A 21,480-nucleotide genomic window follows, 5' to 3' on the forward strand; every position below is an offset into this window, starting at 1 on the left:
CCTGACGGCCGCCATGCGAAGGGGCCCGGCACCGCGAAGGCGCCGGGCCCCTTTCGTGCGGGTCGGTCACGTCACTCGGAGGGGGCCCAGTAGTCGAGCAGCGTGGCCACGCCCGGCTCCAGCGTCTTCCAAATGCCGCTGAAGGAGAGCACGGCGAAGGCGGCGGCCGGGAACCCACGGCGGCTCATGCGCTCGCGCGCTTCGCCCTCGGCCGAGCCGGAGAGGATGTCGGCGAGCCCCTGCACGCCCGGGTTGTGCCCGATCAGCAGGACGTTCTGCACGTCGTCGGGGGTTTCGTTGAGCACGGCGATCAGTTCGCCGGGCGAGGCCTCGTAGACCCGCTCTTCGTAGATGGTTTTCGGCCGGTGCGGGAACTCATGGACGGCGAGCTTCCAGGTCTCGCGCGTCCGGGTCGCGGTGGAGCACAGGGCCAGATCGAAGGGGATCTCGGTGTCGGCCAGCCTGCGCCCGGCCTCTGCCGCGTCCATTCGGCCCCGATCAGCGAGCGGCCGCTCATGGTCGGTCACCTGGGGCCAGTCGGCTTTCGCATGCCGGAAGAGGACAATCCTGCGGGGTTCTGCGACGCTCATGAGACCCAGCTTCGCATGAAACAGGCCATGCGGCGCAGGGAGTTGACGTGCGGCTCCGGCCGTGCTCAGCGCATGATCAGCTGCTGTATGCGCTCGAAGAGCTGGGTGATCGCGGGCTCGGCGGTCGCCGCGTGCGCCTCGGACGGATTCAGTATCAGCGTCAACAAAGTGATGAAGGCGAGGGTCGGCAGGGCCAGGGCCCACCAGGGCAGCCGGACGCCGGAACGGCCCGTGGACGCCGGGTGGGGCGAGGTGTGCATGCGGGCCGACATGATGCCTCCGTAGGTCTTCGAGCGGTCCGTGTCCGCCTCTCGCGGCCACACCTCGAAGCTACGGAATCCTCGGCCCTCGACCCATCCGGTGATCCACCCAGTTGACCCTGACACTCGCCCCCTAGGGGATGGGGGTGCCAGCCCCACCATCGGTACTACGGCACACGTCAGCGCGGCGGGCGTCGAGCCGCCCGTCAGGGCGAGGCGACCGTCGCGATGATGCCGATGATCACGAAGATGGCGAAGAAGGCGCCGAAGACGAGCAGCATCTTCTTCTGGCCGTTCTGGGGGTTCGGGTCGAGCACTGGCGACATACGGCAAGTCTCGCACCCTCCGCCCCGGCGCGGCCCTCCGGGGTGCGGCTCAGCGGGCCGCCTCGTCCTCCACGGTGCGGTCGCGTCCGGCCAGGACGCCCACCAGCATCTGCGGGATCATGAGGCCGGTCATGAGCGCGATCGGCAGCCCCCAGCCGCCGCTGTGCTGGTAGAGCACGCCCACCAGGAGCGGCCCCGGGATGGAGAGCAGATAGCCGGTGCTCTGCGCGAAGGCGGACAGCTGGGCGACGCCCGCGCCGGTCCTGGCCCGCATCCCGACCATGGTGAGGGCCAGCGGGAAGGCACAGTTGGAGACGCCGAGCAGCACCGCCCAGACCCAGGCGCCGCCGGCCGGAGCGAAGTACAGGCCGGCGTAGCCCGCGAGCCCGCAGACGCCGATCACGAGGACGATCGGGCCCTGGTGCGGCAGCCGGGTGGCCACGCGCGGGATGACGAAGGCCAGCGGCACTCCCATGACCATCGTGACGGCGAGCAGCAGCCCGGCCGTGGACGCGGGCACGCCCGCGTCCCGGAAGATCTGCGCCATCCAGCCCATCGTGATGTAGGCGGCGGTGGCCTGGAGCCCGAAGAAGACGGCGAGCGCCCAGGCGGTACGGCTGCGGGTGATGCGCAGAGCCGGCTCCTCGCGCGCGTGCTCCTGCCGCGCCGCCGGCTGCTCGGCCGGCCTCGCGCCCCGCTCCCGTACGAACGGCAGCCACGGCAGTACGGCCGCCGCGGCCAGCCCCGCCCACACCGCGAGGCCGGTCTGCCAACTGCCGCCCAGCGCTTCGGTCATCGGCACGGTCACCGCGGCCGCCGCCGAGGTGCCGAGGGCGAGGGCCATCGAGTACAGGCCGGTCATGGAGCCGACCCGGTCCGGGAACCAGCGCTTGACGATGACCGGCATCAGGACGTTGCTGACGGCGATGCCCATCAGGGCGAGGGCGCTGGCGGCCAGGAAGCCGGCCGTGCTGCCGACGTACGGGCGCAGCAGCAGGCCCGCGGTGATGGCGGCCATGCCGGCGCACACCACCGCGCCGGGGCCGAAGCGGCGGGCCAGCCGTGGGGCCATGACGCCGAAGACGGCGAAGCAGAGCGGGGGCACTGAGGTGAGCAGTCCGGCCACGCTGCCGCTCATGCCGAGCCCGTCGCGGACTTCTTCCAGGAGGGCGCCGAGGCTGGTGATGGCGGGGCGGAGGTTCAGGGCGGTCAGCACGATGCCGAGCACCAGCAGCCGCATCGTCCACGCGCGCGTGGCGGGCGCCGGGGTGGTGTGCGCTTCAGGGGTGCGTATCCGCATGGACGTCACCGTCCGGGTTTCCTCGCTTGCCATGCGACCCATCATAGAATCATGGGATGATTGGCTGTACACCCCCGGGCCGCCCGGTCCCGGCCCTCCCGTGCGAAGGTGTGCCATGCCCCTGAGCCACCCCCGCCGCTCGGCGCTGTCCGAGCAGGTCATCGCGGCGTTGCGGAACCAGATCGCCTCGGGCGAATGGCCGGTCGGCTCCCGCATCCCGACGGAGCCCGAGCTGGTCGAGCAGCTCGGCGTGGCCCGCAACACGGTCCGCGAGGCGGTCCGCGCGCTCGCGCACAACGGCCTGCTGGACATCCGCCAGGGCTCGGGCACCTATGTCGTGGCGACCAGCGAGCTGGCCGGCGTGATGCACCGCCGCTTCGCCGACGCCGACCCCCGGCACATCGCCGAGCTGCGCTCCACGCTGGAGTCGGCCGCCGCGAGGCTGGCCGCCGAGCGGCGCACCGAGAGGGATCTCAAGCAGCTGGACACGCTGCTGGTGCGGCGGGAGGAGGCCTGGGAGTCGGGCGACGCGGAGGCGTTCGTGACGGCCGACGCGACCTTCCATCTGGCGGTGGTGGCGGCCTCCCACAACGACGTGATGAGCGCGATGTACGCCGACCTCGGCGAGGTGCTGCGGGACTGGCTGCGCGAGGACGTCGGCGAGGAGCTGACTCCGGAGACGTACATGGACCACGGGCGGCTGGTCGACGCGATCCGCGCGGGCGACGCGACGGCGGCCGCGGCGGAGGCGGCGAGCTATCCGTTCCTGTGCCGTCCGGGGCGGTTCAGCTCCCCCGCCGGTGGCTGATCCACACCGAGCCGACTTCCTTCCAGCAGCGCCCGGTCAGCCGTACCGTCTGCGCGGGCGCGGCGTTCACCGGGGAGCTGTCGCTGTCGAGGTCCCACCAGCGGGCGCACTCGACGTGCAGGCTCACCCGGTCGGTCTCCGGATACGGGTTGTGGCAGTACGCGGTCACATGGGAGCCGGTGACGCGGATCCGGCACGCGGCGCCGAACAGTTCCTCCGGCTCCGTTTCCGCGGCGTGCACGCGCGCGTGGGGTATCGCCTCGTACGACACCAGCAGGACGAGAGCGACGGCGACGGTCGTTGAGGCCAGGCGGCGGGACAAGCGCACAAGGGGACCTCCTCGGCCGTGCTGGGGAGGGGCTCGCGTGGTGAACGCTTAGTCCAGAGTGCGCAGTTGTGGGTCTCCCCCGCCCGGACTGGTAGGCCGAACGGGTGACGCCCCGCTCCCCGCGCGGTGCGGGAAACGGGGCGTCGACGACGTACCGGAGGATCAGGCGCCGATGGCGTGCAGGCCGCCGTCCACGTGGATGATCTCGCCGGTGGTCTTCGGGAACCAGTCGCTCAGCAGGGCGACGATGCCGCGGCCGGCCGGCTCGGGGTCCTTCAGGTCCCACTCCAGCGGGGAGCGGGAGTCCCACACGGAGGCCAGGTCGGCGAAGCCCGGGATGGACTTGGCGGCCATGGAGCCGATGGGGCCGGCGGAGATGAGGTTGCAGCGGATGTTCTGCTTGCCCAGGTCGCGGGCCATGTAGCGGCTGGTGGCCTCCAGGGCGGCCTTGGCCGGGCCCATCCAGTCGTACTGCGGCCAGGCGTACTGGGCGTCGAAGGTGAGGCCGACGACCGAGCCGCCGTTCTGCATCAGCGGCAGGCAGGCCATGGTCAGCGACTTCAGGGAGTACGCCGAGACGTGCATGGCCGTCGCGACCGACTCGAACGGCGTGTTGAGGAAGTTGCCGCCGAGGGCGTCCTGCGGGGCGAAGCCGATGGAGTGCACGACGCCGTCGAGGCCGCCGAGCTCCTCGCCGACGATGTCGGCCAGGCGCCCGAGGTGCTCGTCGTTGGTCACGTCGAGCTCGATGACCTTGGTGGGCTTCGGCAGCTTCTTGGCGATGCGCTCGGTCAGCGTGGGCCGCGGGAAGGCGGTCAGGATGATCTCCGCGCCCTGCTCCTGGGCCAGCTTGGCGGCGTGGAAGGCGATGGAGGACTCCATCAGCACACCGGTGATCAGGACGCGCTTGCCCTCGAGAATTCCGCTCATGGTGATCAGTGACCCATTCCCAGTCCGCCGTCAACGGGGATGACGGCTCCAGTGATGTACGAGGCGTCGTCCGAGGCGAGGAACCGCACCGCCGCGGCGATCTCCTCCGGCTGCGCGTACCGGCCGAGCGGCACCTGCGACACGATGTTCGCGCGCTGCTCGTCGGTGAGCACCTTGGTCATGTCGGTGTCGACGAAGCCGGGCGCGACGACGTTGAAGGTGATGTTGCGCGAGCCCAGCTCACGGGCGAGGGAGCGCGCGAAGCCGACCAGGGCGGCCTTGGAGGCGGCGTAGTTGGCCTGGCCGGGGCCGCCGTACAGGCCGACGACCGACGAGATCAGGACGACACGGCCCTTCTTGGCGCGCAGCATGCCCCGGTTGGCGCGCTTGACCACGCGGAAGGCGCCGGTGAGGTTGGTGTCGATGACCGAGGTGAAGTCCTCCTCGGACATGCGCATCAGGAGCTGGTCCTTGGTGATGCCGGCGTTGGCGATCAGAACCTCGACCGGGCCGTGCTCGGCCTCGATCTCCTTGTAGGCCTGCTCCACCTGCTCGGTGTCGGTGATGTCGCACTTGACGGCCAGGAAGCCGGCCGGCGGCTCACCCGAGCGGTACGTGATCGCGACCTTGTCGCCGGCGTCGGCGAAAGCGCGGGCGATGGCGAGGCCGATGCCCCGGTTGCCTCCGGTGACGAGAACCGAGCGGCTCAACGGATCACCCTTTCGGTAGAGGTCTGACACACCCGCCCGAACACGTGGATGACAGGCGGCTTCCCGGAAAACCTATCGGCCCGGTCCCGGCCGCGGACATTCGGGCACCGACAGTGCCTTACGGGAGTCACTGTCGGGTCCCTACAGAAAGAAGCCGACTCCCGCCGGAAACGTGTGGTCCACGGCCCTGACCGCGCGACATGATCGGAGCCGACAGGCCACGACAGCAGGGAGACCTCCGTGCCCCATACCATCGATGAAGCCTTCACGGCGCTTCCGCTACGCGCCCTGGCCGACGCCGCGCTGGCACGCGCGCGTGCGCTGGGCGCCGAGCACGCGGACTTCCGGTTCGAGCGGGTGCGCAGCGCCTCCTGGCGCCTGAGGGACGCCAGGCTCGCCGGGTCGTCGGACACCACCGACCTCGGGTACGCGGTGCGCGTGGTGCACGGCGGGACCTGGGGGTTCGCGTCCGGGGTCGATCTGACGCTGGACGCCGCCGCCAAGGTCGCCTCGCAGGCGGTGGCGATGGCGAAGCTGTCCGCCCAGGTGATCAAGGCCGCCGGGTCGGACGAGCGGGTCGAGCTCGCCGACGAGCCCGTGCACGCCGACAAGACCTGGATCTCGTCGTACGAGATCGATCCGTTCACCGTGCCCGACGAGGAGAAGTCGGGGCTGCTTGCGGAGTGGAGCGCACGGCTGCTGGCGGCGGACGGGGTCAACCACGTCGACGCCTCGCTGCTCACCGTCCACGAGAACAAGTTCTACGCCGACACCGCCGGGACCGTGACGACCCAGCAGCGCGTGCGGCTGCACCCGCAGCTGACCGCCGTGTCGGTCGACGAGTCGAGCGGCGAGTTCGACTCCATGCGCACCATCGCGCCGCCGGTCGGACGCGGCTGGGAGTATCTGACGGGCACCGGCTGGGACTGGGAGTCGGAGCTGGCGCAGATCCCGGAGCTGCTCGCCGAGAAGATGCGGGCACCGAGCGTCGAGGCGGGGCCGTACGACCTCGTCGTCGACCCCTCCAACCTGTGGCTGACCATCCACGAGTCCATCGGCCACGCCACCGAGCTGGACCGCGCCCTCGGCTACGAGGCCGCCTACGCGGGCACCTCCTTCGCCACCTTCGACCAGCTGGGCAAGCTCAGGTACGGCTCCGAGCTGATGAACGTCACCGGCGACCGCACCGCCGAGCACGGCCTGGCGACCATCGGGTACGACGACGAGGGCGTCGAGGGCCAGTCCTGGGACCTGGTGAAGGACGGCACCCTCGTCGGCTACCAGCTGGACCGGCGCATCGCGAGGCTGACCGGCTTCGAGCGGTCCAACGGCTGCGCCTTCGCCGACTCCCCCGGGCATGTGCCGGTGCAGCGCATGGCCAACGTGTCGTTGCAGCCGGATCCGGCCGGGATGTCGACCGAGGATCTGATCGGCAGCGTCGACCGCGGCATCTACGTCGTCGGCGACCGATCCTGGTCGATCGACATGCAGCGCTACAACTTCCAGTTCACCGGGCAGCGCTTCTTCAAGATCGAGAACGGGCGGATCACCGGTCAGCTGCGGGACGTGGCCTACCAGGCGACGACCACCGACTTCTGGGGCTCGATGGCCGCGGTGGGCGGTCCGCAGACCTATGTCCTGGGCGGGGCCTTCAACTGCGGAAAGGCACAGCCGGGGCAGGTCGCGGCGGTCTCGCACGGCTGCCCTTCCGCCCTCTTCAAGGGAGTCAACATCCTCAACACCACGCAGGAGGCCGGTCGATGAGCGCCCGTACCAACAAGCCGCACGAGATCGTCGAGCGCGCCCTGGAGCTGTCCCGGGCCGACGGGTGCGTCGTCATCGCCGACGAGCAGTCGACCGCCAACCTGCGCTGGGCCGGCAACGCGCTGACCACGAACGGCGTCACGCGCGGGCGGACGCTCACCGTCGTGGCCACGGTCGACGGCAAAGAGGGCACGGCCTCCGGGGTCGTCTCCCGGTCCGCGGTGACCGCCGACGAGCTGGAGCCGCTGGTGCGGGCCGCCGAGGCCGCCGCGCGCGGCGCCGGGCCCGCCGAGGACGCGCAGCCGCTGGTGACGGACGTACCGGCGTCGCCGGACTTCACGGACGCCCCGGCCGAGACGTCGTCCACCGTGTTCGCCGACTTCGCCCCGGCGCTCGGCGAGGCGTTCGCACGCGCGCGTGCGGGCGGGCGGGAGCTGTACGGTTTCGCCAACCACGAGCTGGTGTCGACCTACGTGGGCACGTCCACGGGGCTGCGGCTGCGGCACGACCAGCCCAACGGGACGCTGGAGCTGAACGCCAAGTCGCCCGACCGTACCCGCTCGGCGTGGGCGGGGCGCTCCACGCGGGACTTCAAGGACGTGGACCCGACCGCGCTCGACGCCGAGCTGGCCGTACGCCTCGGCTGGGCCGAGCGGCGCCTGGAGCTTCCGGCGGGCCGGTACGAGACGCTGCTGCCGCCGACCGCCGTGGCCGACCTGCTGATCTACCAGATGTGGTCGGCGTCCGGGCGGGACGCGGTCGAGGGCCGCACCGTGTTCTCCAAGCCGGGCGGCAAGACGCGCGTCGGCGAGCGCCTGACCGAGCTGCCGCTGACCCTGCGCAGCGACCCGAACGAGCCGGGCCTGGAGTCCGCCCCGTTCGTGATCGCGCACTCCTCCGGCGGCGACCAGTCGGTGTTCGACAACGGGCTGCCGATCACGGCCACCGAGTGGATGCGCCAGGGCGAGCTGAAGCACCTCACGACCACCCGCCACAGTGCCGGGCTGACCGGACTGCCGGTGGCGCCGGGCGCCGACAACCTGATCCTGGACGGCGGCGAGGACCGCTCGCTCGAGGAGATGGTCGCGGACACCGAGCGCGGGCTGCTGCTGACCTGCCTGTGGTACATCCGCGAGGTCGACCCGGCGACGCTGCTGCTCACGGGCCTGACCCGGGACGGGGTGTACCTCGTCGAGAACGGTGAGGTGACCGGCGAGGTCAACAACTTCCGGTTCAACGAGTCGCCGGTGGACCTGCTGGGGCGGGCGACGGAAGCGGGCCGTACGGAGAAGACGTTGCCCAGGGAATGGAGCGACTGGTTCACCAGGGCGGCGATGCCCGCGCTGCGCGTCCCCGATTTCAACATGAGCTCTGTCAGTCAGGGCGTATAACCTCGTAGTCGGCTGTCACCCGACTGCCCGAAGACCATCGAGGAGACACGAGAACAGTGACGGACATCGTCGACGAGCTGAAGTGGCGTGGCGTGATCGCCCTGTCCACTGACGAGGACGCATTGCGCAAGGCGCTCGCGGACGGTCCCGTCACGTTCTATTGCGGTTTCGACCCGACCGCGGCCAGCCTGCACGTCGGCCACCTGGTCCAGGTGCTCACCATGCGCCGCCTGCAGCAGGCGGGCCTGCGCCCGCTGGCGCTGGTGGGCGGGGCGACCGGCCAGATCGGCGACCCCCGCCCGACGGCCGAGCGCACGCTGAACGACCCGGAGACGGTCGCGAACTGGGTGATGCGGCTGCGCGCGCAGATCGAGCCGTTCCTGTCCTTCGAGGGCGAGAACGCCGCGGTGATGGTGAACAACCTGGACTGGACGGCCGGCATGTCGGCCATCGAGTTCCTGCGGGACATCGGCAAGCACTTCCGCGTCAACAAGATGCTGACCAAGGACTCGGTCGCCCGTCGACTGCAGTCCGAAGAGGGCATCAGCTACACGGAGTTCAGCTACCAGCTGCTGCAGGGCATGGACTTCCTGGAGCTGTACCGGCGCTACGGCTGCACGCTCCAGCAGGGCGGCAGCGACCAGTGGGGCAACCTCACGGCGGGTCTGGACCTGATCCACAAGCTGGAGCCGCACGCCAAGGTGCACGCTCTCGCGACCCCGCTCATGACCAAGGCGGACGGCACCAAGTTCGGCAAGACCGAGGGCGGCGCCGTCTGGCTCGACCCGGAGATGACGACGCCGTACGCGTTCTACCAGTTCTGGCTGAACGCTGACGACCGGGACATCTCCACCTACATGCGCATCCTCTCCTTCAAGTCCCGTGCGGAGCTGGAGGAGCTGGAGAAGCAGACCGAGGAGCGCCCCCAGGCCCGCGCCGCGCAGCGTGCGCTCGCCGAGGAGCTGACGACGCTGGTGCACGGCGCCGAGCAGACGGCCGCCGTGATCGCCGCGTCCAAGGCCCTCTTCGGCCAGGGCGAGCTGTCGGAGCTGGACGACCGCACGCTGGCCGCGGCCCTCTCCGAGGTGCCGCACATCCGGGTCGAGCAGCTCGGCCCGGTCGTCGACCTGTTCGCCGAGGTCGGCCTGGTGGCCAGCAAGTCCGCCGCGCGACGCACCGTGAAGGAGGGCGGGGCCTACGTGAACAACGTGAAGGTCACCGCCGAGGACGCGGTGCCCGCGAAGGAGGACCTGCTGCACAGCCGGTGGCTGGTGCTGCGCCGGGGCAAGAAGAACCTGGCGGCGGTCGAGGTCACAGGCGTCTGACGGGCGTACACGGACGTGTCCGCGACGAAGGGGCGGCTTCCCTGACGGCAGGCCGCCCCTTCGGCGTGTCCGGTCTCATCTCCGTTGCTTTCGCCTGCCCAGCGTCGCCATGTACAGCATGTCCCCGACGTACACGATGATCACTGCCGCGACGACCTGGAAGGCGTGCCGGCTCCAGTCGATGCCGTCGGTCGAGTCGACACCGGCCGCGCGTGCGATGGAGTTGCCGACGATGGCGCCGAGCATGCCGAAGATGGTGGTCAGCCAGAGAGGGCTGTGCTGCTTGCCCGGGATGAGCGCCTTCGCGATCAGCCCCAGCACGAAACCCACGATGATCGCCCACAACCAGCCCATGGCTGCCTCCTCCTACGGCTCGGGGTGAGCAGTACGGCCAGTCTCGGTCCGGGCGTCGTACGCCGCATGCCGGGTACGGCCGTACGCGTTACGGCTGAGTCCGTTCCCCCAGGTGGCAGGGGCCCCGGTCTCGTAGGCGGCGGAGGTGGGGCGTAACGTGGAAGGTGTCCCGGCCCGGGTCCCCGACCGGGGGGCGGACGGGTGCGGGCAGGGGGAGAGTCCGATGCGGGCGGATGGTGGAATGTGATGCGGAAGCTGCATGGCGGTGGCAGCACCCAGGTGTTCCGGATCACCGGCGCCCGGGCGGGGCTCCAGGACGATGTGCGCGCCCGTCAGCGCCGGTACGTCATCTCGATGTCGGTCCGTACCGTGTCGGTGATCCTCGCGGCCACGCTGTGGAACGTCGAACGGCACGTCGCGATCGTGGCATTGGTGCTCGGGGCGGTCCTGCCGTACATCGCGGTCGTCATCGCCAACGCGGGGCGGGAGAATGCGCCGTCGCTGCCGTCGACGTTCGTGACCGCGCCGATGCGGCCGATGATCGCGCCGCCGCGGACGAATGACGGTTTCGCGGAACCGGTCCCGGAAGATGTCGCGGACGGCTCCGCGCCGGGCGCACAAAGCAAACCGCGCGACGGCGCGTGATCCCGCGGACCGGTGCCCTCCGGAAGTCGACTCCACGCCAAGCTCAGGAAAAGCTCAGATCAATAGTGCTGTTCCGGTGCCGGGCGAAGGGTTACCCGTGACATACTTCGTACGCGCTCCGCATCCCCCGTCGGAGCGACGGACCGACGCCGGGCAGCTCCCCCCGTGGCTGCTCGGCGTCGCCTTTTTGTGAGACGAATCTGTGACTGACGCCATCTGTTCTGCCAAGGGTTGCCGTGCCGACGCTGTGTGGGTTCTGGCGTGGAACAACCCGAAGATTCATACGCCGGAGCGGCGTAAGACGTGGCTCGCCTGTGAGGAGCACCGCGAGCATCTGTCGCAGTTCCTCGGGGTGCGGGGGTTCTTGAAGGACGTGGTCCTGCTGGAGGAGTGGGAAGAGCAGGACGTCTGAGGTCTTGGCCTGCGGCCCGGTGCGGGCTGGTCGCGCCCACGCGGCGAAGCCGCACATCGATACAGCCCCGCGCCCCTGAGGGCGTTGCGCTAACCCCCGATGGCGGACATCGGCCGGTCCGGCTGCACGAACGTCGGGTCGTCCAGGCCCGCTCCCGCCTTCTTGCCCCACATCGCCAGGCGCCAGATGCGGGCGATCTCCTCGTCGGGGGCGCCCGAGCGCAGGGCCGCGCGCAGGTCGGTCTCCTCGCGGGCGAACAGGCACGTGCGGACCTGGCCGTCGGCCGTCAGGCGGGTGCGGTCGCAGGCCGAGCAGAACGGGCGGGTGACGGAGGCGATGACCCCGACCACGTGCGGGCCGCCGTCGACCAGCCAGCGCTCCGCCGGGGCCGAGCCACGCTTCTCCGCGCCTTCCTCGGTGAGCTCGAAGCGGGTGCGCAGGGAGGTCAGGATGTCGCCGGCGGTGATCATGCCGTCGCGCTTCCAGCCGTGCTGGGCGTCCAGGGGCATCTGCTCGATGAAGCGCAGTTCGTAGTCGTGCTCCACCGCCCAGGCCAGCAGGTCGGGGGCCTCGTCCGCGTTCAGGCCCGGCATCAGGACCGAGTTGACCTTCACCGGGGTCAGGCCCGCCTCGCGGGCGGCGTACAGGCCCTCGATGACGTCCTTGTGGCGGTCGCGGCGGGTGAGGGTCTTGAAGACGTCGGGGCGGAGGGTGTCCAGGGAGACGTTGACCCGGTCCAGGCCCGCCGCCTTCAGGGCGGGGGCGGTGCGCCTGAGGCCGATGCCGTTGGTGGTCAGCGACATCTGGGGGCGGGGGGCGAGGGCGGCGACCCGCTCGACTATGCCGACCAGGCCGGGGCGCAGCAGGGGCTCGCCGCCGGTGAAGCGGACTTCCTTGATGCCGAGGGAGGTGACGGCGATGTCGATCAGGCGGACGATCTCGTCGTCCGTGAGCAGATCGGGCTTGGCCAGCCACTGCAGGCCCTCCTCGGGCATGCAGTACGTGCACCGCAGGTTGCAGCGGTCGGTCAGCGAGACCCTCAGGTCGGTGGCCACCCGGCCGTAGGTGTCGATGAGCACGTGGGCCCCCTCCCTCGTCACGGACCAGATTTTTCCGTCACCTGTGAGCCTACGTGACCCCACTGACAAGGACAGGGCCCGATCCCACGAGGTAAGACGCGGCCGCGTCGTAGGGACCTACGACGCGGCCGCTGAAGGGGCGTGCTCAGTGGGCGCCGGTGCCGGTCAGGGACCGGACCTCCAGCTCCGCGTACTTGCCCTTGTCCGCCTCTTCCTTGGACAGGACCGTGCCGAGCCAGCCCATGAGGAAGCCGAACGGGATGGAGATGATGCCCGGGTTCTTCAGCGGGAACCAGGCGAAGTCGACGTCGGGGAACATCGCCTTGGGGTCGCCGGAGACGACGGGCGAGAACAGCACCAGGCCGACGGCGACGATCAGACCGCCGTAGATCGACCACAGCGCGCCCTGGGTGGTGAACCGCTTCCAGAACAGGCTGTAGAGGATGGTCGGCAGGTTGGCGGAGGCCGCGACCGCGAAGGCCAGGGCGACCAGGCCGGCGACGTTGAGGTCGCGGGCGAGGGCGCCGAGGAGGATGGAGACGGCGCCGATGCCGATCGTGGCGAGGCGAGCGGCCCTGACCTCCTGCTTCTCGGTGGCCTGGCCCTTCTTGATGACGTTTGCGTAGATGTCGTGGGCGAACGACGAGGACGAGGCCAGGGTCAGGCCGGCGACCACCGCGAGGATCGTCGCGAAGGCCACCGCCGAGATGGTGGCGAGCAGGATCGCGCCCCAGGCCGAGTCCACGCCGCCCAGATGCAGGGCGAGCAGCGGTGCGGCCGTGTTGCCGGACGGGTTGGACGCGATGATCTCCTCCTGCGAGATCAGCGCGGCGGCGCCGAAGCCGAGGGCGATGGTCATCAGGTAGAAGCCGCCGATGATGCCGATCGCCCAGTTGACGGACTTCCGGGCGGCCTTGGCGTTGGGCACCGTGTAGAAACGGATCAGGATGTGCGGCAGACCGGCGGTGCCGAGCACCAGGGCGATGCCGAGGGAGATGAAGTCCAGCTTGGACGTGCCGGTGGCGCCGTACTGCAGGCCGGGCTCCAGGAACGCGGCACCCTTGCCGCTGTTCTCGGCGGCCTTGCCGAGCAGGTCGGAGATGTTGAAGTTGAACTTCAGCAGCACCAGGAAGGTGATCAGGATGGTGCCACCGATGAGCAGCACGGCCTTGACCATCTGGACCCAGGTGGTGCCCTTCATGCCGCCGATGGACACGTACACGATCATCAGGACGCCGACCAGGGCGACGATGAGGATCTTGCCCGCGTCGGAGGTGATGCCGAGCAGCAGCGAGACCAGGACGCCCGCGCCCGCCATCTGGGCCAGCAGGTAGAAGATCGACACGACGATGGTGGAGGTGCCGGCCGCCGTGCGCACCGGGCGCTGACGCATGCGGTACGCGAGGACGTCACCCATCGTGTAGCGGCCGGAGTTCCTCAGTGGCTCGGCCACCAGGAGCAGGGCGACCAGCCAGGCGACCAGGAAGCCGATGGAGTACAGGAAGCCGTCGTAACCGAAGAGGGCGATGGCGCCCGCGATACCGAGGAAGGAGGCGGCGGACATGTAGTCGCCGGAGACGGCGAGGCCGTTCTGGAAGGCGCTGAACGACCGGCCGCCCGCGTAGAAGTCGGCGGCGTCCTTGGTCTGCCGGCCCGCCCAGACGGTGATGAACAGGGTCGCGACCACGAAGGCGGCGAACAGGGAGATGATCAGCGGCCGGTGCTGGCTGGCCTCGTTGGCGGCGAGCTGGAACTGGGTCATCGCGGGGCTCATGCGCCGCCCTCCATACGGGTCTTGATGGCCTCGGCCTTGGGGTCGAGCTTGGCGCCTGCGTGCCGCGCGTACCACCAGGCGATGAGGAACGTGGTGACGAACTGGGCGATACCGAAGACGAACGCGATGTTGATGTTGCCGAACAGCTTGGTGCCCATGAAGTCGCCCGCGTAGTTGGAGAGCAGGACGTACAGGAGGTACCAGACGATGAAGGCGACGGTCAGCGGGAAGGCGAAGGAGCGGTAGGAGCGGCGCAGTTCGGCGAACTCCGCACTCTGCTGCACCTCGGTGAACTCCTCGGTCGAGGGGAGTTTGTGTTGCTCTTTCGAGGGGGGCGGTGCGTCGGTAGCCACGGAGTCTCCTCGCGTTGCGGGCGCTGTTGCGACAGTGGACGGAAGGGAAGGATCTGGGGTGTTCCGGGACGGATCTGGGGTCGGGGACGGATCGGGTACGGACATGACGGCTCTGTTCCTCGCGGTGACGTGGATCACTTGAGCCGGGTGGCGATGTTAGGGCCCCGGCGCGTGATCCAACAGGGGCTCGATCGTGCTCGCGCCTCCTGTCCAAGGTCACGGCGCCACGCGAGGACCGGTTCAACCGCCCGGGCTTCTTTCCGAAGTCGCTCGGGTAGTCATTGCTGGCCAGGTAGATCGGGGATAGCTTCGCCCCTGCACTTCTCGTCATGTACCTGCCCGAGCGCCACCCGCGTCTCGGGCGGTTCCCGTTCCGGATGATGTGGAGATCCCATGGCTCATCTGCGGTCCAGACGCCGCCTCGGCCTCGCCGTGCCCCTCGTTCTGTCCCTGACCGCCTCGCTCGGCTTCCTGCCGGCGGCGGCCTCCGCGGCACCGCTCGCGGAGCCCGGCGCACAGGCCGCGGAGCCCGCGGCACAGGCCGCGGACGCGCCCACCCTGGCGTACGTCGTCAATACCAAGTCGGACCGTCACACGATCGAGTCCGTGCGGAAGGCGATCGCCGCGGCCGGCGGCACGGTCGTGATCGCGTACGAGAGGATCGGCGTGATCGTCGTCCACTCGGCGAACCCCGGCTTCGCCGAGGCGATACGCGCGGTGCGCGGCGTCCAGTCGGCGGGTGCGACCCGTACGGCGCCGCTGACCGCCGCCGGGACGACGGACGAGGGCCCCCTCCAGCTCCTGACGAAGTCGCAGGCCGCGAAGACCGCGAGCGCCGCCGCAGGGGAGGGCGAGCCACTGGAGGCCGACCAGTGGAGCCTGCGCGCCATCGGCGCCGACCGGGCCGCACGGATCAACCCGGGCAGCTCGAAGGTGACCGTCGCCGTGATCGACAACGGCGTCGACGACACCCACCCCGACCTCGCGCCGAACTTCTCCGCCGCCCAGTCGGCGAACTGCGTCGGCGGCAAGGCGGACACCAGCGCGGGCGCCTGGCGGCCGGACACCACCGCCGACGCGCACGGCACCCATGTGGCGGGCGAGATCGCCGCACCGCGCAACGGCATCGGTGTCGCCGGCGTCGCCCCCGGCGTGAAGGTCTCCGGGATCAAGGTGAGCGACCCGGTCAACGGCCTCTACTACCCCGAAAGCGTCGTGTGCGCCTTCGTGTTCGCCGCCGATCACGGTGTCGAGATCACGAACAACAGTTATTACGTCGACCCGTGGCTGTACAACTGCATGGACGACCCGGACCAGCGGGCGATCGTCGACGCGGTCAACAGGGCCCAGCTGTACGCGCAGAAGAAGGGCACGCTCCACCTCGCGTCGGCCGGCAACTCCAACCACGACCTGGACTCCGACGCGATCGTCGACGAGACCAGCCCCGACGACTCCACCCCGGTCAGGCGCACCGTCGACCCGCACGAGTGCTTCGACGTGCCGACGCAGCTGCCGGGCATCGTCACGGTCAGCGCCACGGGTGTGCGGAACCTCAAGTCGTACTACTCCTCCTACGGTCAGGGCGTCGTCGACGTCGCGGCCCCGGGCGGCGACCGGCGCTACCAGATCCCGGACACCCCGTCGCAGAACGGCCGCATCCTGTCCACCGTCCCGGACGGCAAGTACGGCTTCCTGCAGGGCACGTCGATGGCCTCCCCGCATGCGGCGGGCGTCGCCGCGCTGCTGAAGTCGCGCTACCCGCACGCGACTCCGGCCCAGCTGCAGGCGCTGCTGAAGGCCCAGGCGGACAACCCTGGCTGCCCGGAGTCGTACGACCAGGACGGCGACGGCACGCAGGACGCGGTGTGCGAGGGCGGCAAACGGTTCAACGGCTTCTACGGGTTCGGCATCGTCGACGCGCTGGACGCCGTCGAGTGACGCACGGGTCCTGAACTGCGCGCAGCGGGCCGGGTGGCACTGTGCCGCCCGGCCCTTGCCCTTCCGGCGCCGGAACCGGCTGTCCACAAGGCCGGGCCGGTCGTGACCGGCGCATAGTGGCGTCATGACAGACAGCGGTTCCGGGACAGACACGGTCAGTGCCCCTACGGCAGACCTGGCGTACGCCTGGTCCGCCCTCGGCGGCGATCCCGCCCTCCTCGCACACGTCTCGCTCGTCCCCCGGCGTGGCGCTCTCCGAGCGCGCCTGCCGGTGCGGGAGTTGGCGCGCGCCTGCGTGGGGGCGTGCGCGCTGGCCGCCGCCGAGCTGGGGGCGCGGCGGGCCGGGCTCGCCGAGGTGCCCGGCGTGCGGCTGGACGACGGGGCGATCGCCACGGCGTTCGTGAGCGAACGGCACCTGCTGGTCGACGGGCGGGCGCCGGTCAACTTCGCGCCGCTTTCGAGGTTCTGGCGGACGAGGGACGGCTGGGTGCGCACGCACGCGAACTATCCGCACCACCGGGCCCGCCTGCTGGCCACGCTGGGGGTGACCGAGGAGGATCCGGACGCCGTGGGGGCGGCGCTGGCCGAGCGGTCCTCGCGGGAGACGGAGGAGGCGGTGTACGCGGCCGGCGGCCTGGCCGTGGCGCTGCGGACGCCCGAGGAGTGGGCGGCGCACGAACAGGCGGCCGCGGTGGCCCGACGGCCCCTCGTCGAACGGGAACAGCTGGACACGGCACGCGCGCGTGCCCTCTCCCATCTCGACGTCTCCCATCTCGACGTCTCTCCCCTGCTGCCCGCCGCCGGGGTGCGCGTGCTGGACCTGACGCGGGTGATCGCCGGACCGGTCGCCACCCGCACCCTGGCGCTGCTCGGCGCGGACGTACTGCGCGTGGACGCGCCGCGGTTGCCCGAGCTGCCCGACCAGCACGCCGACACCGGTTTCGGGAAGCGCTCGGCGGCGCTGGACCTGGTGGCCGACCGGCGCGCCTTCGAGGAGCTGCTCGCGGCGGCGGACGTCGTCGTCACCGGGTACCGGCCGGGCGCCCTGGACCGGTTCGGGCTGTCGGCGCGGGAGTTGGCCGAGCGGCGGCCCGGGGTGGTCGTGGCGCACCTGTCGGCGTGGGGCTCGTACGGGCCGTGGGGCGGGCGGCGCGGGTTCGACAGCCTCGTGCAGACCGCCACCGGTATCGCCGCGCTGGAGGCTTGCGAGGACCGGCCCGGCGCGCTGCCCGCCCAGGCCCTCGACCACGGGACGGGCTATCTGCTGGCGGCGGCCGTGCTGCGGGCGTTGGCCGAGCGGACGGAGCACGGGTACGGCCGGTGCGTACGTCTGTCGCTGGCGCGCACCGCGCAATGGCTGACGAACGGGATCCAGCACGGCCCAAAGGGGCACTTGGCGTACGACGGGCCCGACGCCTGGCTGGCCGAGCGGGACAGCGCGCTGGGGCGGCTGCGGTACGCCCTGTCGCCGGTGGCGTTCACGGGCGGTCCCGGCGACTGGGCGCGACCGCCGGGGGTCTGGGGCGCGGATCCGGCGCGGTGGGGTGACGGAGGCCTGGATTCCGTGCGGTGAGTCCGAACGTCGGGGCCGCCTTGGACGTATCCACCGGCGGAATCCCGTACCGCCACTTGTTTTCCGGCACTTGCCCGGATCTGTGACGGCTTGTGAAGATCTTGAGGTGACGTCGACGAGACCCTCCCCTGCCGGGTCCGACGGGTCCGACGGGTCCGACCGCAGTGAGCCCGGACCGCGCCCCCGCGTCGGCCGGGCCGTCGCCGTGCTCGTCCTGGTGGGGCTGGCGGCGCTGATCCCGCTGCTCGGGCCGTCGGCCGCACTGCACGGCACCGGGGAGGCCGCCGCGCCCGGCACCGGCGGGATCGCGCTGCTGCGCACGGTCCTCTTCGCGGCGCTGTGCGTCCCGGTGGGCGAGCTGTTCGTGAACCGGCTGGCCCGTTCCGTGCCCGGCGCTCCACCGGCCCGGCCCCGCAGTTGGGCGCCGTACGCGGCCGGCGCCGGTTTCGTCGCCGCGCTCGGCCTCGCCTCGGTCGTGTCCACCGGCAACCTCGTGCCGCACAGCCCCTCAGACCTCGACGTCGGCGGCCTCTACGCGTCACGCGACGGCAAGCTCGCGCTGGTGGAGGTCAACGCCTTCGCCGTGGCCGGGCTGTGCGCCCTCTCGCGCCGGCCGGCGACGCAGATCTGGCCGCTGGCCGCGGTGGTGGTGGCGGAGGCGCTGCGTGCGCATCCCACGACCGAGTACAGCCCGCTGCTGGGCTCCGGGCTCACCCTGGTGCACCTGACCTGCGCGACACTGTGGGTGGGCGGGCTGGTGCACGCGCTGCGGACCCTGCGCGGGTGGGGCGGCGCGGCGGCGGGCGCGGCCCTGCTCGGGAGCTACGCGCGCGTGGCGGTCTTCCTGCTCGCCGTCATCACGGCGACAGGGGTGGGGAGTTCGCTGCGCCGGATGCCCTCGGACACGGTCCTTGAGCAGCTGACGGACACCGCGTACGGGCGTGCCCTGCTGGCCAAGGTGATCCTGATGGTGGCCGTGGCGGCGCTCGCCCTGTGGGCCAGGATCCGGCTGCGCCGGGCGGCCGACCCGCTGACCGCCTGTTCCCCCGCGCGGGCGGAGGTCGTCGCCCTGGGAGCGGTGGTCGCGCTGTCGGGTCTGCTGACGGCACTGCCGGTGCCGATCCGCTGGTGACCCCGCCCGCCCTCAGCCGACCTGCGGGCGGCCTCAGTCGGCGACCAGGACCTTGAGCGCGGTGCGCTCGTCCATCGCCTTGTAGCCGGCGGGGACGTCCTCCAGGCCGACGGTCAGGTCGAAGACGGGCGACGGGTCGATCGTGCCGTCGAGGATGTCGGGCAGCAGCTGCGGGATGTAGGTGCGGACCGGCGCGACGCCGCCGCGGAGCGCGATGTTCCGGTCGAACATGACGCCGAGGTCGAGCCCGGTGCCGCTGCCGTGCGGCACACCGACGAAGCCGATGACGCCGCCGTCGCGCGCGATGTCGACCGCCGTACGCATGGACTGCTCGGTACCGACGGCCTCAACGACGGCGTGCGCGCCCTGTCCGCGGGTGAGTTCGCGTACGGCCTCGACGGCAGCGTCCCCGCGCTCGGCGACGACCTCGGTGGCGCCGAAGCGGCGCGCGATGTCCGTGCGGGCCTGGTGGCGGCCCAGCGCAATGATCCGCTCGGCGCCGAGGCGCCTGGCGGCGAGCACCGCGCACAGTCCGACGGCGCCGTCCCCGACGACCGCGACGGTGGCGCCCGGGCGGGCTCCGGCGCCGAGGGCGGCGTGGTGGCCGGTGCCCATGACGTCGGACAGGGTCAGCAAGGCGGACAGCAGGTGGCCGTCGGAGGCCGCGTCCTTGGGGAGCTGGACGAGGGTGCCGTCGGCGTGCGGGACGCGCACGGCCTCGCCCTGGCCGCCGTCGGAGCCGACGGAGCCCCAGAAGCCGCCGTGCTCGCAGGAGGTGGTGAGGCCCTCGCGGCAGTAGTCGCACACGCCGTCCGACCACATGAAGGGCGCGACGACGAGGTCGCCGCGGCGCACGCCGGTCACCTCGGAGCCGGTCTCCTCGACGACGCCGAGGAACTCGTGGCCGATCCGCTGCCCCGGCTGCCGGGCCGCCTCGCCCCGGTACGCCCACAGGTCGCTGCCGCAGATGCAGGCGCGCAGCACCCGGACGACGGCGTCGGTGGGCTGCTGGACCACCGGGTCGGGCACGTCCTCCACGCGCATGTCGAAGGGGGCGTGGATGGTGGTGGCGCGCATGGCGAGCGTCCTTCTCGTCTCTGGTCGTACGTGGCTCGGGGCGTGGCCGAGCCCTCATCGCACGGTACGTGTCCGTCCGCGCCCGGCGCGCTTCGAGGGCTCCGAGTGTGTCACCGGCCCGCGGAAGCCGCGCGGCAATATCGACGCCCCGGGAGGGCAGGGCAAACTCCCGCTTCTGGTCACATGCGGAGGAGGGCACTACCGGGGACATGTGGGGCATACCGGAAGCTCGCAGGCAGGCGGCGGGCTCACCGGACCCTGCCAATGACCCGCACGTGCGGGCCGGTTGACGTCCTTGTGTTCGCGGCGCTCGAACGGGCAGGCGGAGCAAGGCACCTGACGGCCAGGACTGTCAGTGCCGGCCCGTATCCTCAGTGACCATGCTCGAAGACCGTACGACCGCAGCGTCCTCCCCCACGGCGTGGCCGACCGTCTATCCCCAGGGGTACGCGGTCGTTGACGTGGAGACCACGGGCCTGGCCCGGGACGACCGGATAATCTCCGCGGCCGTCTACCGGCTGGACGCGCGCGGCGAGGTCGAGGACCACTGGTACACGCTGGTCAACCCGGAGCGGGACCCGGGCCCGGTCTGGATCCACGGTCTGACGAGCGAGGCGCTGGAGGGCGCTCCCCTCTTCAAGGACATCGCCGACGAGTTCTCGGCCCGGCTGGACGGCCGGGTGCTCGTCGCGCACAACGCCGTCTTCGACTGGCAGATGATCGCGCGGGAGTACGCGCGCGCGGAGCGCGAGGCCCCGGTGCGGCAGCGGCTGTGCACCATCGCGCTGTCCAAGGAGCTGGGCCTGCCGCTGCCCAACCACAAGCTGGAGTCGCTGGCCGCGCACTTCGGCGTCGTACAGCAGCGGGCGCACCACGCGCTGGACGACGCGCGCGTGCTGGCGGAGGCGTTCCGGCCGAGCCTGCGGGCCGCGGCGGCGGGCAGCGTGCGGCTGCCACTGCAGGAGTGCCGGCCGCTGACCGAGTGGCGGGACACCGCCACGCCCCGGATCGGACAGCAGGCGGGCGGCTACGGCGGCTACAGCGGCTATCGCCCGACCAGTTGGCGTCCGTCACGCAAAAGGCCTGCCTGCCCCTATCCCAACCCAGGGCGCTACGAAGAGGGCAAAAGACTCAAACAGGGCATGCGGGTGGCCTTCTCCGGGGACACGTCGATCGAGCGCGAGCTGCTGGAGGACCGGGCGACCGAGGCGGGGCTGCATGTCTCGACGAGCCTGTCCCGGCTGACCAGCCTGCTCGTCACGAACGACCCGGACTCGGCCACGTCGAAGGTGGTCAAGGCCCGGCAGTACGGGACGCCGGTGGTGGACGAGGCGGCGTTCGGGCAACTCCTCAGGGACGTGGAACCGGCGTCGGAGCAGTGACCGTACGGACGGGTGATTGCCGCGCGACT

The 21,480-nt window shown here is 71.2% G+C and carries 22 protein-coding genes; 10 read left to right on the plus strand and 12 right to left on the minus strand.

Annotation, left to right across the window (positions count from 1 at the left end):
• Positions 1–71: 71 nt before the first annotated feature.
• The 4 genes from AQI70_RS00090 to AQI70_RS00100 all read right to left on the minus strand — a co-directional run bounded on the left by AQI70_RS00090 (position 72) and on the right by AQI70_RS00100 (position 2,521).
• Positions 72–590 (minus strand): SixA phosphatase family protein, encoded by a 519-nt coding sequence (locus tag AQI70_RS00090; RefSeq protein ID WP_062142315.1) that lies wholly within the window; start codon positions 588–590, stop codon positions 72–74.
• Positions 591–655: 65 nt separating this feature from the next.
• Positions 656–862, minus strand: a complete 207-nt coding sequence (locus tag AQI70_RS00095) for a hypothetical protein (RefSeq protein ID WP_062144843.1) — start codon at positions 860–862, stop codon at positions 656–658.
• A gap of 194 nt (positions 863–1,056) precedes the next feature.
• Positions 1,057–1,176, minus strand: coding sequence for an SGM_5486 family transporter-associated protein (locus AQI70_RS40565; RefSeq protein ID WP_086026059.1), 120 nt, complete (start codon positions 1,174–1,176; stop codon positions 1,057–1,059).
• 49 nt (positions 1,177–1,225) lie between these two features.
• Entirely contained in the window at positions 1,226–2,521 is a 1,296-nt protein-coding gene (locus AQI70_RS00100; protein ID WP_062142318.1) for a CynX/NimT family MFS transporter, read from the minus strand.
• A gap of 70 nt (positions 2,522–2,591) precedes the next feature.
• Between AQI70_RS00100 and AQI70_RS00105 the strand changes: the two genes are divergently transcribed.
• Positions 2,592–3,284, plus strand: a complete 693-nt coding sequence (locus tag AQI70_RS00105; protein ID WP_062142319.1) for a FadR/GntR family transcriptional regulator — start codon at positions 2,592–2,594, stop codon at positions 3,282–3,284.
• Here the strand turns inward: AQI70_RS00105 and AQI70_RS00110 are convergent.
• From AQI70_RS00110 to fabG, 3 genes are all read right to left on the minus strand, one after another.
• Positions 3,262–3,612, minus strand: coding sequence for a hypothetical protein (locus AQI70_RS00110; RefSeq protein ID WP_062142321.1), 351 nt, complete (start codon positions 3,610–3,612; stop codon positions 3,262–3,264). The two genes, AQI70_RS00105 and AQI70_RS00110, sit on opposite strands and share 23 nt — an antisense overlap.
• Positions 3,613–3,774: 162 nt before the next feature.
• A complete protein-coding gene (gene fabI, locus AQI70_RS00115; RefSeq protein ID WP_062142324.1) occupies positions 3,775–4,542 on the minus strand; it encodes an enoyl-ACP reductase FabI in 768 nt (255 codons plus the stop codon).
• Positions 4,543–4,547: 5 nt separating this feature from the next.
• Positions 4,548–5,252, minus strand: coding sequence for a 3-oxoacyl-[acyl-carrier-protein] reductase (gene fabG, locus AQI70_RS00120; protein ID WP_004002313.1), 705 nt, complete (start codon positions 5,250–5,252; stop codon positions 4,548–4,550).
• A 240-nt stretch (positions 5,253–5,492) separates the two neighbouring features.
• Between fabG and AQI70_RS00125 the strand changes: the two genes are divergently transcribed.
• From AQI70_RS00125 to tyrS, 3 genes are read left to right on the plus strand one after another with little or no spacing between them, the layout of a single operon-like run.
• Positions 5,493–7,016, plus strand: a complete 1,524-nt coding sequence (locus AQI70_RS00125) for a TldD/PmbA family protein (RefSeq protein WP_062142326.1) — start codon at positions 5,493–5,495, stop codon at positions 7,014–7,016.
• Complete coding sequence (locus tag AQI70_RS00130; protein WP_062142329.1) at positions 7,013–8,407, plus strand: metallopeptidase TldD-related protein; 1,395 nt, start codon at positions 7,013–7,015, stop codon at positions 8,405–8,407. The genes AQI70_RS00125 and AQI70_RS00130 overlap by 4 nt, the downstream gene beginning before the upstream one ends.
• Positions 8,408–8,463: 56 nt before the next feature.
• Entirely contained in the window at positions 8,464–9,732 is a 1,269-nt protein-coding gene (gene tyrS, locus AQI70_RS00135; RefSeq protein WP_062142331.1) for a tyrosine--tRNA ligase, read from the plus strand.
• 75 nt (positions 9,733–9,807) lie between these two features.
• On the opposite strand, the gene AQI70_RS00140 is transcribed toward tyrS, so the two are convergent.
• On the minus strand, positions 9,808–10,086 hold the full coding sequence (locus AQI70_RS00140) for a GlsB/YeaQ/YmgE family stress response membrane protein (RefSeq protein ID WP_062142332.1): 279 nt from the start codon (positions 10,084–10,086) through the stop codon (positions 9,808–9,810).
• Between the two features lie 246 nt (positions 10,087–10,332).
• Between AQI70_RS00140 and AQI70_RS00145 the strand changes: the two genes are divergently transcribed.
• Entirely contained in the window at positions 10,333–10,731 is a 399-nt protein-coding gene (locus tag AQI70_RS00145; RefSeq protein ID WP_062142334.1) for a DUF3099 domain-containing protein, read from the plus strand.
• Between the two features lie 202 nt (positions 10,732–10,933).
• Entirely contained in the window at positions 10,934–11,143 is a 210-nt protein-coding gene (locus AQI70_RS00150; protein ID WP_037890030.1) for a hypothetical protein, read from the plus strand.
• An 89-nt stretch (positions 11,144–11,232) separates the two neighbouring features.
• Here the strand turns inward: AQI70_RS00150 and moaA are convergent, their stop codons facing one another.
• The 3 genes from moaA to AQI70_RS00165 form a co-directional block, all read right to left on the minus strand.
• Positions 11,233–12,222 (minus strand): GTP 3',8-cyclase MoaA, encoded by a 990-nt coding sequence (gene moaA / locus AQI70_RS00155; RefSeq protein ID WP_062142336.1) that lies wholly within the window; start codon positions 12,220–12,222, stop codon positions 11,233–11,235.
• Positions 12,223–12,367: 145 nt separating this feature from the next.
• Positions 12,368–13,996, minus strand: a complete 1,629-nt coding sequence (locus AQI70_RS00160) for a solute symporter family protein (protein WP_062142338.1) — start codon at positions 13,994–13,996, stop codon at positions 12,368–12,370.
• Positions 13,993–14,349, minus strand: a complete 357-nt coding sequence (locus tag AQI70_RS00165) for a DUF485 domain-containing protein (RefSeq protein ID WP_004002304.1) — start codon at positions 14,347–14,349, stop codon at positions 13,993–13,995. Before AQI70_RS00165 ends, AQI70_RS00160 begins: the two co-directional genes overlap by 4 nt.
• 393 nt (positions 14,350–14,742) lie before the next feature.
• Between AQI70_RS00165 and AQI70_RS00170 the strand changes: the two genes are divergently transcribed.
• From AQI70_RS00170 to AQI70_RS00180, 3 genes are all read left to right on the plus strand, one after another.
• Entirely contained in the window at positions 14,743–16,287 is a 1,545-nt protein-coding gene (locus AQI70_RS00170; protein WP_062142340.1) for a S8 family peptidase, read from the plus strand.
• A gap of 124 nt (positions 16,288–16,411) precedes the next feature.
• Positions 16,412–17,860, plus strand: a complete 1,449-nt coding sequence (locus AQI70_RS00175) for a CoA transferase (protein ID WP_062142342.1) — start codon at positions 16,412–16,414, stop codon at positions 17,858–17,860.
• 106 nt (positions 17,861–17,966) lie between these two features.
• Entirely contained in the window at positions 17,967–18,992 is a 1,026-nt protein-coding gene (locus tag AQI70_RS00180; protein WP_062142344.1) for a CopD family protein, read from the plus strand.
• Between the two features lie 33 nt (positions 18,993–19,025).
• On the opposite strand, the gene AQI70_RS00185 is transcribed toward AQI70_RS00180, so the two are convergent.
• On the minus strand, positions 19,026–20,069 hold the full coding sequence (locus AQI70_RS00185; RefSeq protein WP_062142346.1) for a zinc-dependent alcohol dehydrogenase family protein: 1,044 nt from the start codon (positions 20,067–20,069) through the stop codon (positions 19,026–19,028).
• A 380-nt stretch (positions 20,070–20,449) separates the two neighbouring features.
• On the opposite strand from AQI70_RS00185, the gene AQI70_RS00190 reads away from it, so the two are divergent.
• Positions 20,450–21,451 carry a DEDDh family exonuclease gene (locus AQI70_RS00190; protein ID WP_062142349.1) on the plus strand — a complete coding sequence of 334 codons (1,002 nt, stop codon included), beginning with the start codon at positions 20,450–20,452 and terminating at the stop codon, positions 21,449–21,451.
• Positions 21,452–21,480 lie beyond the last annotated feature (29 nt).

The organism is Streptomyces curacoi, assembly GCF_001513975.1.
In the GTDB taxonomy this organism is placed as follows: domain Bacteria; phylum Actinomycetota; class Actinomycetes; order Streptomycetales; family Streptomycetaceae; genus Streptomyces; species Streptomyces curacoi.